10 protein-coding genes, 1 tRNA gene and 1 pseudogene are annotated in these 12,284 nt (G+C 37.3%); 4 read left to right on the forward strand and 8 right to left on the reverse strand.

What is annotated here, in order from left to right:
• The 3 genes from AFK68_RS28250 to AFK68_RS28260 form a co-directional block, all read right to left on the reverse strand.
• Nucleotides 1-999 (reverse strand): serine/threonine-protein kinase (locus AFK68_RS28250; protein WP_246844516.1); only part of this gene is annotated, 999 nt, incomplete at its 3' end.
• 315 nt (nucleotides 1,000-1,314) lie between these two features.
• Nucleotides 1,315-3,543 carry a hypothetical protein gene (locus AFK68_RS28255; protein ID WP_094677030.1) on the reverse strand — a complete coding sequence of 743 codons (2,229 nt, stop codon included), beginning with the start codon at nucleotides 3,541-3,543 and terminating at the stop codon, nucleotides 1,315-1,317.
• A 686-nt stretch (nucleotides 3,544-4,229) separates the two neighbouring features.
• Nucleotides 4,230-4,958 (reverse strand): 2-phosphosulfolactate phosphatase family protein, encoded by a 729-nt coding sequence (locus AFK68_RS28260; RefSeq protein ID WP_094677032.1) that lies wholly within the window; start codon nucleotides 4,956-4,958, stop codon nucleotides 4,230-4,232.
• A 711-nt stretch (nucleotides 4,959-5,669) separates the two neighbouring features.
• On the opposite strand from AFK68_RS28260, the gene AFK68_RS28265 reads away from it, so the two are divergent.
• Nucleotides 5,670-6,494: an SDR family NAD(P)-dependent oxidoreductase gene (locus tag AFK68_RS28265; RefSeq protein ID WP_094677034.1), complete on the forward strand. Its 825-nt coding sequence runs from the start codon at nucleotides 5,670-5,672 to the stop codon at nucleotides 6,492-6,494.
• A 491-nt stretch (nucleotides 6,495-6,985) separates the two neighbouring features.
• Here the strand turns inward: AFK68_RS28265 and AFK68_RS28275 are convergent, their stop codons facing one another.
• Together AFK68_RS28275 and AFK68_RS28280 are read right to left on the reverse strand one after the other, a co-directional pair.
• On the reverse strand, nucleotides 6,986-7,102 hold the full coding sequence (locus AFK68_RS28275; RefSeq protein ID WP_094677038.1) for a photosystem I reaction center subunit VIII: 117 nt from the start codon (nucleotides 7,100-7,102) through the stop codon (nucleotides 6,986-6,988).
• A 232-nt stretch (nucleotides 7,103-7,334) separates the two neighbouring features.
• A complete protein-coding gene (locus AFK68_RS28280) occupies nucleotides 7,335-7,820 on the reverse strand; it encodes a photosystem I reaction center protein subunit XI (RefSeq protein WP_094677040.1) in 486 nt (161 codons plus the stop codon).
• Between the two features lie 402 nt (nucleotides 7,821-8,222).
• Here AFK68_RS28280 and AFK68_RS35660 point away from each other — a divergent pair.
• A pseudogene (locus tag AFK68_RS35660) lies at nucleotides 8,223-8,354 on the forward strand (CHAT domain-containing protein); the annotation flags it as partial.
• Nucleotides 8,355-8,416: 62 nt separating this feature from the next.
• Here the strand turns inward: AFK68_RS35660 and AFK68_RS28285 are convergent.
• Nucleotides 8,417-8,501 (reverse strand) — tRNA-Ser (locus tag AFK68_RS28285).
• A 97-nt stretch (nucleotides 8,502-8,598) separates the two neighbouring features.
• Nucleotides 8,599-9,522, reverse strand: a complete 924-nt coding sequence (locus AFK68_RS28290; RefSeq protein WP_094677046.1) for a TIGR04168 family protein — start codon at nucleotides 9,520-9,522, stop codon at nucleotides 8,599-8,601.
• A gap of 543 nt (nucleotides 9,523-10,065) precedes the next feature.
• Here AFK68_RS28290 and AFK68_RS28295 point away from each other — a divergent pair.
• Together AFK68_RS28295 and AFK68_RS28300 are read left to right on the forward strand one after the other, a co-directional pair.
• Nucleotides 10,066-10,671 carry a TIGR04282 family arsenosugar biosynthesis glycosyltransferase gene (locus tag AFK68_RS28295; protein ID WP_094677042.1) on the forward strand — a complete coding sequence of 202 codons (606 nt, stop codon included), beginning with the start codon at nucleotides 10,066-10,068 and terminating at the stop codon, nucleotides 10,669-10,671.
• Between the two features lie 327 nt (nucleotides 10,672-10,998).
• Nucleotides 10,999-11,682: a TIGR04283 family arsenosugar biosynthesis glycosyltransferase gene (locus AFK68_RS28300; RefSeq protein WP_094677044.1), complete on the forward strand. Its 684-nt coding sequence runs from the start codon at nucleotides 10,999-11,001 to the stop codon at nucleotides 11,680-11,682.
• 347 nt (nucleotides 11,683-12,029) lie between these two features.
• Here AFK68_RS28300 and AFK68_RS28305 read toward each other — a convergent pair.
• Nucleotides 12,030-12,284: CHAT domain-containing protein (locus tag AFK68_RS28305; RefSeq protein WP_143438377.1), on the reverse strand; the 255-nt coding region annotated here is incomplete at its 5' end.

Genomic DNA, 12,284 nt, shown 5'->3' on the forward strand with positions numbered 1-12,284 from the left:
GGGTTGGGGGAGATTGGGGGATGCTACTCTTTCAAAAGCATCAAGAAGGGTTTGTACTTCAATTTCGCGTCCGTAGAGTTTTTCTGGTATCAGGAAGCGATCGCTTCTATCCCACTCTCCTAACTCAAACTCTTCAATTTGGCCTGTTTCCACCCATTGTTTTCTGCATTTCTCTAAGTCATGTTTTAATCCCAAAGCACTTTGATACCGCTGTTCTGCATTTTTCGCCATCAACTTTAGGATAATATCTGAAAGGGACTTCGGACATAAACAACCCTCTGATGTCAAAAACTGATTCAGAGGCTCTGGAGAGATGGCCAGATGAGCATGAATCAATTCTAAGGCATCATCACTGCTAAAGGGTAAAATTCCCACCACTAATTCATAAAATGTCACTCCTAGAGAATAAAAATCGCTGCGATAGTCTATCCCTCTATTCATCCTTCCAGTTTGTTCGGGAGAAATATAAGCCAGAGTTCCTTCTAAGACATTGGGAGTCTGCAAACTTTGGGTTTCTTTCGGTAGTAACGACGAGATACTAAAATCTATTAATTTTACTTCTTTTGTTGCCGGATGTATTAATATATTTGCTGGTTTAATATCTTTATGAATAATTTGATTTTGATGGAGATGGTGCAGAATTTCTACTATTTGCAAAGCCATTTCCCAAAATTCGGCAAGGGATATAGACAATTGACCTTGATATTCGGCAAGGGATATGCCTCCTGTATCTTCCATGATTAGAGCATAGCCATTGTTGTAACGCAAGAGGGAATATGGTTTAACAATACCGGGAATGTCTAGATGTTTGGCAATGGCGTATTGATTTCTAAACTGGACTAATTCGTTAAAGTTCGGATATTCTTGAGCTATTAGTTTGACAATTACAGGTTGCCCGCTATTGACATTTTGACCACGATAGACTAGGGTACGCTCGCTTTCATGGATAAGTTCAAGGGCTTGATAATTGCCAATTGTAATTATTTTTTTCTCCATCATTTGCTCAATTGGTTTGTCTTTGAGTCTTTTCAGCCTAGTTTACTTCATTTTTTCCCAAAGTCCAACTATCCCTACAGATAATGTATTCTTTGCAGTCATCACAAAGTTTAAGCATTATGAAAAAACTAGCAAAGGTAGTCCAAACTATTGCTTTTGAGATTCCCTTGCCTATTACCTAACTACTAATTAATACAGGACTTACCCAGCAGCCAAATATCTAGTAAGGGCGTTTGGCTATCGCACAACTCCGTTTTGCTGGCGCAAAGCTTTGCGTTAGCAAATGGCATTTCCTAAGGTCATGCTCCGCAAACGCCCCTACAGATGGTGTGTAATTTCATTTTTTGCGTAAGTCCTGTTAATAAATTGAAGTAACTCTAATTGATTAGCTTGAGCAATTATTTCTACTAATTTTTCCCATTCTTTCAGTGCATCTGAACCCTCTCCCATTGGTTTAAAATATGTAGGCCAAACTTGCGATCGTACCTCATATAAAAATACAGGCCATTCATTTTTTACTTCTTCTCCTCGTAATACTTGATCGATAAATTCTTCTACGGCAGCAAACACAGCTAATTTTGGTTCTGATGATAAATCTGCTAAAGCTTCTTGACATTTATAAACAGTTTCTTGATGTAATTGTTCTAAATTTTCTAGCACTTCTTCGGCAGTAGGTTTAGCAGATAATCGGAGGGAAGTATCATCAGGAGTTAAGTCATCTAAATGTTGCCTAATCCGATAATGAAAATTTACTTCATAAGACATTTCAAATTTCCAGAAATTTTGGAAAGCACGACGTAAATTAATTTGTGACTCAGATACTTTTTTCTCACCAATAATTTTCAGATATTCAGCTCCTCTAGAAGTTGTTAAACCGGGCAAGTTTCCTGGTGCTGTTAATATTTGGCTGACCTGAGATTTAGCATCATCAATCAATTGTTTTAAACCATTATCTAAAGAATTAAAATGTCGAGTTAGATGAGTCCTAATTTTATGCAAATACTCGGCATAAACAATTTCCCAAGAACCCTTTTCTCTATGCCTAACTTTAATTTCTTGTAGATTAGGAATTCCTGCATTTTCTTTACAAGCTTGAATTGCTGCCTCTACTTGTGGTTGAAAAAAGTCTTCGTCTACTAAATAACGTTGTTGTTTAAAATTCTCCAACAATTCCATCAAACCAACTGATAAATTACTCATCAAGTGATTATATAAAGGTAGAAAAACTCCCATTTCATTTTGATTAGCAGTAGGAGTAGCTAAAGCCTGACGCGCTTTTTCTATTTCTATCTGTACAGTTTTTTGTAATTCAATAATTCGCTCTTGACAAGAAGCAGCATATTGTCTATCTAAACTCTGAATTTTACTCGCCAAATAATTTAAAACAGTATCTAATATTTTTACATTAGCTGCCTCCACATCGGCACAATTAGCAATTATACAATCTACTAAATTCAGATGTTTTTTGCTCAGGTCTCCAGCCAAATCTTGACAATTATTAAAATTATCACCATTAGCAGAATTAGCATTAGTTTGATTGAGAATCATAAACGACCATAAATCCAAAGGCAAATCTACAATTGCTGCCCTAGCTGTGTCATAAAGTCGTACATCAACATCTGCCCAATAATCACCTTTAGCGCTAGGCATTCTCACAAATAAAACAGCATCAATATCTTGACTTAATGTCTGAATTAATCTAGCTTCATCCCCAACACCAGTATCACCTAATCCTGGCATATCAACTAATGCAATTTGCCCAACTTCAGTATTAGGAAAAGGGCAAGTAATTTTCACTTCTTTAACTGCCAAATAATTAAAAAATATGCGCTGACCATCAGCAGTATCTTGAGCAACATATTCCCGAATTTCATTACTAGAAATACGCTTCGGTGGAGAATTTAATAACCCCACATATTTATCAATATTATTGTGATATCGAGTCAAATGTTCATACATTGCACCTGGTTCCGCATATCCAGGTAAATTTTCTGACAATGGTGGCAAAGGTTTAGAAGCAAACTCCACCAAACTATTAGGTTTCGCTCCCAAATGTAGCTTTTCATAATAGGGCGCGATAATTTCTTCTAAAAACGAGCGCTCGGAATGAAAATAAACCTCGCCATAAGTTGCAACGTTAGGGTTATGATGAATAGTGCTACGAACACCTGTACAATGTTGGCGATCGCCATCGGGAATTTCCGTAGTTGTCAACCCAGTCAAGCTTTGTAAAAGGCGACTTTTTCCTTGTCGAGCGCGGCCTACCACCCCAATATTTAAGGTATCGCGGGAAAAACGCACCTTCAATTTTGCCAATGCTTCTAATTCTGTCGCTATTTTCAAGTACAGCGATAGAAAATCAATTTCCGCAAGTCTACCTCGGATTTTTTGATCTTCTATTTGGGTAATTAATTGATTACGTTGAGATTCGAGAGTTTGTAATGCAGGGATGAGTTCCCTCAGATTTGTTTCTGTACGTTCAATTTTCTCAACCAAGGGGCGACGCTTATCAATAATATCGCTAATAGTTTCAGTTCTATTTCCCATAACACAACTAACTCCTATATGAAAATTTGAGCAGGATAGAAACTTGAATAGTTTCAATATCCTTATCTCTGAAGTTAGCTACAAATTATCTTCCCTAACTTCCGGTTAAGTTGCGGATAAATTTGGGGAGGTGGGAAGTGTGGGAAGTGTGGGAAGTGTGGGAAGATTTGGCAATGGCACTCAGATGGAACATTTTTTTATACCGAATCAAGCTAATTTAATATTATCAGGACTTACGCAAAAATTGAAATTACACACCATCTGTAGGGGCGTTTGCGGAGCATGACCTTAGGAAATGGCATTTACTAACGTAAAGATCCGCTTTATATGTCGCGCAGCGTTTTTCATGTCGGCTCTTAGCCGTTAGCGGAGCTTTGCGCTAGCAAAACGGAGTTGTGCGATAGCAAAACGCCCTTACTAGATAAAGATTTAGCAATAGCACTCAGATGGAACATTTTTTTATACCGAATCACAGCGGTTTTCATTTCAGTAGACCAGAGTAGGGACGTTCCATGGAACGTCCCTACAAGGTTTTGATTATGAAGATGTGGTTCATCAATCTGAAAAGCGCTGTAAATCTCCTGCAACTATGACGCAGGATGGTTTAGGAGGGGTAAAAGTCCCCTTCTAAACGTTTACTGCTGACTGCTGACTGCTGATTGCTAATTGCTTTTTGAATGCTTCAACTAAGACAAAACTCCTGGTTCTGTCTGCATAGGTAAAACATCTAAAATGTCAGTTTCAGAACAATATTTCAGGTCTTCATAACATTCTAGGCGTTGGAGACGTTTGCCATGACTAGCATGGTTCATTAATTCATACAATTTTTCCTGCCACTGAAGATAGAGAGACATAGCTCCGAATACTTCATCATTACCTACAGTTTCATCCAGGGGAGAATTAGTTTCCGTAAGTAGACTGTGAGCGATCGCCCCGGCACAAACTGTATCTTCTAGAGAATAACTACCCTCCCAACCGGAACCCAATATCCAAATTGTTTCTGGTTGATTTTCCTTGAGATATTCAACTACTGAGCGACGGTTAACAAGAGCTGCAGCTAGAACAACTTTAGCATTTTGAATCCGCTTAAGACAACGGGTACCATTAGTAGTAGTCATAAATAAGCGTTTGCCTTTAACTGCTTCTGATGTAAAATTTAAGGGTGAGTTGCCTTCGTCACAACCTTCCACTTTTTTACCACCTCGTTCCCCAACACGAATGCGTTTCTCAGCAGGCCATTTTTCGCTGACTGCCATTAATTCTTGAACATCACTAAATACTTGTACTGCTTCTGCACCTGTATGGATAGCAGTGGCCATTGTTGTTGTCGCTCTGAGGACATCAACTGCGATCGCGCAGTCTGGCATATTTTCCGTGGGAGTTTCTTCAGGAGTATGATAGACGAATATTTTCACGATTTACCTATGAGTAATAGTGCTGACTCAACTATTGTATTGCTTTATGTTGACATTTATTTTATTTTCCCACTAATAATTCTGCGGATGTCATCTTGAATTTGAGTATCAGTCTTTCCTTCCCATCGTATTTTTAAGAAATTATAGCAGTTTTCATTAATAGAGTACAGAGATTTGGGTTTAAAGGAAGAAGTTTTGTAGTCTACCTTTGTGAAAACCGCTATAAGCCCCACTTCTACATTCAAGAGCTGAAAAAGCAGTTGAATTCTCAGGGTATTACCTAATAATTTTGGCGTAAGTCTTGTATCGGAATATTTTTTAGTTAATTATACCAAATTCAAAAAAGGCAGTTACATCTTAAGTTGTGATTTATTCCTAGAATAAAAAACTTGATCAATCCCATAAATTCTAAAAATTAAACCTTTTTTCCTCTTTTTTATTATTTTTTTTCTTTGCCAGATGAGCTGTTGCCAGATGAGCTGTTGCCAGATAAGCTGTGCCGTGACTGTAGCAATATTTTATGAAATTGGTATTAACTCTTTCTTGTATCACTACAAGTTACAAAATGATTACTTTTGCCCACAGTATCTTTATTGAAATTGGGATTATGTCTCAATGGCCTCACAAGTTGGGGTCATTTTTGTTCAAATATATTTTTAAGGTTTTATTTTCAGATTAAGATTAAATTATTTGTATGAGGTAACTAATTACATGGACTTAGGATTGACAGACAAAGTTGTTGTGATTACTGGAGGTGCTGGAGCGATCGGTTCGGCAGCAGCCGAATGCTTTCTTCGCGAAGGCTGTGTAGTCATCCTTGGGGACTGCGATCAAAATTGTGGAGAGCAAGTAGTTAAAAGTCTAGCTGGAGAGTACGAAGGGAGGATATATTTTCAATACCTTGATCTCCGAGATGAGGATAATATTAGAGAATTTGTCCGCTCGATCGTTGAAGTACATACTGGAATTGATTCGATCGTGAACAATGCAGCAGTATTCTACTTTGAGCAACTTGTGGAATGGTCTACCTTAGAGCCTCTAGACGAACATTATCGGGTGGGATTAAGAGGGCCAGCAACCTTAGTTCAAGAAAGCTGGCGAATTTGTGAACGAAGTCGTTCAGGCAGCATAGTTAACGTTTCCTCAGTTGCTGGACATATTGGTGAGCCTAAAGCAGTAGCATACACGACTATCAAGGCGGCACAGAAAGGATTTACATTATCTTGCGCGATTGAAATGTCTGAGTTCGGGGGTTGGGCTGTGTCAGTTTCTCCAGGGCACACCTGGACACCAGTTCACCAGAAGCGAGCATCAGCACAGGGCTTGTCTAGAAAAGAATACGAGCGTTCACAATCAAGTATACAGAGTACCATGTTTGGCAGATTTCTTGACCCAGAGGAGGTAGCCGAATGGATCGTTCTGGCAGCTTCTCCTGTAGGAAAGCATCTGACAGGGCAGGATATTAGAGTGACATCTGGAATTGAATCTGGTGGATTTAATCGGCGGTATGAAACAGCACCTGTGGAAGTTCAATAATGGATAATGGATAATGGATAATTGATAATTACCTCTCCCTAAAAACGGATAGGATTGAATAAAAGGAAAATAAATTCATTGTTTCTCTTGATATAGTTGGCTTTAAACCTTAATTATTCGGTAAAAAATGAATTCAGATAACAACCCCCCTAAAAACAATAAAAAGTGGCGTTTTTATCTCCTGAATTGTCAAATTAGGTAGATATTAATACGCCACTTTGTGAATCAACTTATTGAGCAAAAAATAGGCATTGCATAAATGGAGGATGATTTTAATAGTTTTGTGGAATGGGCAGGATGCCCGTTCCTTATATTTTCGGACGGGCATCCTGCCCATCCCACTTATATTCATCCCTTAATTCAGCAACGCCAAAGAATAAGGTCTCAAATTTCCCCTTGGATAGGGGATGAAAAAAATCAACTTCAGTATTTAAAGTCTCTAGCTTCAGTCGGATATACTGTTAACTGATAACTGATAACTGATAACTGAACTAAGCTTCGCTCTCAATGTAGATGAACAATAAACCCATAACTACAATTGGCATTAACAAACCAACTACAGGAACTAAAATCAACGGTAAGTAAGATGCTGCATAATCACCAATCATTTCAAATTCTCCTTAAATTACATAATTTAAAAGTAGGCTATCGCCTAATTTAACCAAAAATTTTGACCCAAAAATCAGGTCTAGCCCTTGAATAGGGGATGAAAAAAACAACTTCAGTATTTCAAGTCTCTAGTTTTAGCGGTCACTATTAACTGATGTACTAACACTTCGCGTTTGCGGAGCATTCCGGAACGGAAAGTGTCACTACTAACTCTTAACTGATATGAGGTATTTAGCTATTAAATAAACCTCGTAAAATAGAGTCTACAATTTGAAAGTTTTCTATGAGGAAGAAAGCCACAACGGCACCACCCATACCACCAATAAAGAAACCACCAGTAAACTGACTCCAACCTTCAGAAGTCTTTAATGGATCTGCACCTTCAGGACTTTCTCCTTGGAAGGAAACTATGCCATAAGAAGATAGGCAAATAGTAGCAATTAGGACTAGAGCGATCGTAGAAATTAATCCGCCGATGTTAGCTACTGCTGCATCCCGTAATGGACCAAGTTTTGCCATTGGACCAAAGATAAAATAACCATGGGCCATACCTACTTCTAAACCGCGTAGAATTGGAGATAGACCTTGACGGTAGATAGGCAAATTACCAATGAATGTTCTGGTAAAGTCAGAATCACTAATTGGAGTGGACAAATGACCTACGAAAGGATCTCCGTTATATGGTTGAACGAATCCTGAATCTGTTGCTTGTGGCATACTTAAATTCTTTCCTCTGAAATTGGAGTTCAAAAATCTTTAGAAGATATTAAGGTCATATTTTACGAGTGTAGGTGCATTTTATTATCAAAATAGGTCTTCAACTTTAGAAAAGTTAATCTAATCTGGGCTTCTCCTCATGGTTAGTATTAGACATCTTCAGAAATTAAATATTTCGTTTCTCAAAGTCTTGTAGGGACGTTCCATGGAATGTCCCTTCTTTTTCACATATCTATTGGGTCTGCTGATGAAGGCTGTATAGCTTAAGTCAGAAGTTAAAAGTCAAAATTCAAAAGTTAGATTTTATCGGCTCAGAACTTTGGATAGTTGTGCGCTAGCTAAATGACCGCTTTTTCTCTGGAAATAGAAGACTTTATACCTTGATTTTTCGGTAACGCAGAATTAGGTTTTGCCAGGTTAGCGATCACTAGGGGAGTAGACTCAGCTTTAGGGAGTTTTTGGTTCGTGAGTTATGAGGGTACTTTAGGGTTTATGACAGAGTTTTATGCTCAAACAATAGTCAAACAGCTTTAAAAACTTAATCCTCTATGCTGGATTTTAATAGCTGTTAACTGGATAAAACCACTGCTAGTTAACGGAGAGGGTGGGATTCGAACCCACGGAGACTTTCACCTCACTCGATTTCAAGTCGAGCGCATTCGACCACTCTGCCACCTCTCCCTAATAAGTCAAAATTCAAAATTCAAAAGTTATTTTGGAGTTTTGACCAAACAAGCTAAGACACTTGTAATGTTTTGACAATTATTTATTATAGCACCTATGCAGACTCAAAAACAAGTTTTTCTTGGCAATATAAAAATTCTTCAGAAATTATCTGCAAATTTTGGTCCACCCAAACTAAAGCAACTTGAGAAACAAAACCTCCTTTCATTGAAACAATGGGGAAATGGCGTTTTTTCTGGTCTTCGGTTTCAATAATGCGTGGCACTCTTGCTGCATTAAAATATAAAGTCCCTTCACTATCCACATCAATACATTTACGCAACTGCTCTTTAGTATGTCGCAAGTTATGGTGCATGTGGCCAAAAGTAACTAGAGAAATTTTCTTACCCAACTTACGAGATTCTATTATTGCATTGGTAAAGTCTGGATCGCCAAAATCTCCGCCTATAGGTTTCCAGTCTCGCCCCACTGGGTCTTCAGGAGCATCTCCTAAACCCCTTGGTCCATTATGGCCAAGAAAAATCACATTTTTATATTTCGCATTCTCTACAGCTTGCACCATTAAATCAGTAGATTCCTCAAAATTATTGACCCCAAATCGTTCTAGATAAAAATCGCCATATTTCCATTCTGGACCGCCCCAACTAAAAGGGCGAGTCCCCACTACTGTCAAGGCCAATTCTGGGAAGTCCAGATTACGATAACCTACATGAGCTTCCCCAAGTAAGTCTATTTGTTGCTGGACTCTATCTTCTTGAGTTCTGTCATAAGGACATTTCTTTCTGCCCCATTCTGTAGCTGTATACCAGGCATCGTGATTACCAAAAACTGCTGCTTTAGGTATATCAAGAGTGGCGATCGCTTGAACTACCTCTACTGCTTCATTACCAAAGTCTCCCACAAATAGTACCAAATCAACTCCCAGATGCTTGAGGGCTATTTCGTCTTCTAATTCCCACTGACCGTGAACATCTCCGATAACGGCAATTTTAATTAATTTATCTTGATTATTGGTCATGGTTACTGTCATATTTACTTTTGTTTCCCAAAGTTGTTTGATAGTTGTTTATTATTAATTACAATTATTCAGTATACTAAATATTATGATTTAATCAAATTATTTGCATTTTTTAAGACTTTATCTCGAAGAAAACTATCTAATTAATATTTTCTTTTAAGGTAAGCATTCAGCCGTCAGCTATCAGCTATCAGCTATTTATTTTAGTTAGCGATAAAAGCTTTATTAATCCAGCTAGAAAAATTTTACTTCAAAAGTCAGCTCTAAAGTCTATATTCATTTAAACCTTGTTCTTAAACACAGGGTCTTATTGCTGAATGCTGACGGCTAATAGCTGAATGCTTACCTTTTAAGAACCTAAATTAGTATAGCAATCCTAAATAGGTCGCGGGTAATCAAAAAGTAGATAAAAAACTTGAAAGTTCTGCCTGTTCCCTGTTCCCTGTTCCCTGTTCACTGTTCCCTAAAAATCAGTAAATTTTTGCCAGGAATAAAATAGAATTGCTATATATTAGACTAAAGCATAGTATACACTATATCATAATGAATAATGAACAGCTAATTATTTTTAGTCGCTATCCAGAACCAGGAAAAACAAAAACACGATTAATACCTGCTTTGGGGGAAGAAGGTGCAGCAAATCTGCAAAGGAAAATGACTGAAACAACTTTAATAAAAGCTAAGAAATTATTGAATAGGATGTCATTATCTATTGAAATTAGATTTGCTGGTGGAAATTTGCAATTAATGAAAAACTGGTTAGGGTCTGATTTAAAATATCAAGAACAAGGTACAGGAGATTTAGGTGAACGTATAACTAGAGCATTTGAATCTGCTTTTAATCGGGGGATGAAATCTGTAGTAATTATTGGTATAGATTGCCCTAGTTTAACTCCTGAAATTATGTTACAAGCTTTTGGTAAACTAACTCAATCTGATGTGATAATTGGTCCGGCAACAGATGGAGGTTATTATCTAATTGGTATTAAAAAAATCATCCCAGAATTATTTCAAGGAATTAATTGGGGAACTTCTGTGGTTTTGTCACAAACTGTAGCGATCGCTCGCAAGATTAATTTAGCTATTGACTATTTACCAAAACTTTCTGATATTGACCGTCCAGAAGATTTGGAAAAATTACAATTTTGAAGTAGCAGTCAGCAGTCAGCGTTCAGCTAGCCACCTGCGGAGGAGCTAGCGCTTTTCATGTCGCGTAGCGAAACAGCTTTCCTGGCGTGTATAATGGGGGTGTGCGACCCCCATTAACACATACCACTAATTTTAAAAAAATATAGTGGGGGACTTATACCCTCGGATTTTTAGCTGAAAGCTGTTTGCGTAGCATTCCGTAAGGAAAAGCTGATAGCTGATAGCTAGTTAAATTAATTAATACATATCTAATTTTCATCTGCTTTTAAATTTTCTCCTATTCAATGGTAAACATTATAAGTCCTCCATCCATTATCAAAAAAATTGATGAGCAGTATTTCAATTATTATTCCCGTGTTAAATGAAGTTAGTACAATTGCACAAACTATTTCCACAGCTCAAATAGGAAAAGATGTAGAAATAATAGTAGTTGACGGTGGCAGTAATGATGGTACAATTCAAGTTGTTAAATCTTTAGATATTAAACTTATTTATTCTCTTCCTGGTCGTAGCATCCAAATGAATTTTGGAGCTAAAGCAGCGACAGGAAATATTCTTTTATTTTTACATGGAGATACATTTTTACCATTAAAATTTGACCAATTATTAAGAGAAATTCTAGCCAAACCGAACATTATTGCAGGTGCATTTGAATTAAGTATTAGAGGAACAAAAAGAAATTTACGAATAGTTGAGAAAATGGTAAATTGGCGATCGCGTTATTTGCAAATTCCTTATGGAGACCAAGGAATTTTTGTCCCAGCTAAAATATTTGAAGAAATTGGTGGTTTTCCAGAAATACCAATTATGGAAGATTTTGAATTGATCCGAAAGTTAAGGAAAAGAGGAAAAATTGGAATTGTATCAAAACCAGTATTAACTTCTGGCCGTCGGTGGCAAAAATTAGGAATATTTAAAACTACTCTAATTAATCAAATAGTAATTATTGGTTACTTACTTGGAGTTTCTCCAAAAATATTAGGAGAATGGTATCGTAGCCATTTTAAGTAGGGCTTGCTGATATTAAATCTGTAAGCATGACAGATAAAGGTTTGAGGCTTTTTATGGTCGAAATAAAGTGCCTGTTTTTCAGTTGAAAACCCTCAAAAAGTTAGGATAAAAGGCAGATAGGTACAGAAAAATCAAGGAAAAATTATTCCTTCTACTTTCTCTGTATCCTCACACCTCCTACACTCCCCACACTATGCTTTTTTGAGCAAACCCTAATTATCAATTATCCATTATTACAGCGCTTTTCAGATGGATAAACCACATCGTCACAACCAAAACCCTGTAGGGACGTTCCATGGAACGTCCCTACTGTGGTCTACTCAAATGAAAACTGCTGTAATTATTATTTACCAAGGACTACCAACCATAGTAAACCCTGCCCAATAATAAGGATGAACAAAATTCTTAGAATGAATATTCGCCAACTCTGGTGGCAAAGTTACCTCCCCACGACTACCCGAACCCCTTAACTTACCCTCTTCTATGATAACTTCCCCCCTCAACATCGCTAATTGTGCTTCTCGTAATGCCTCTGCTTTAATCTTAACATTACTCAAATGAGCGTAAAACTCTGTCATTAACCCTAAAGTACCTTCATCACT

It is taken from the genome of Hydrocoleum sp. CS-953, assembly GCF_002260545.1.
Classification (GTDB): Bacteria; Cyanobacteriota; Cyanobacteriia; order Cyanobacteriales; family Microcoleaceae; genus Trichodesmium.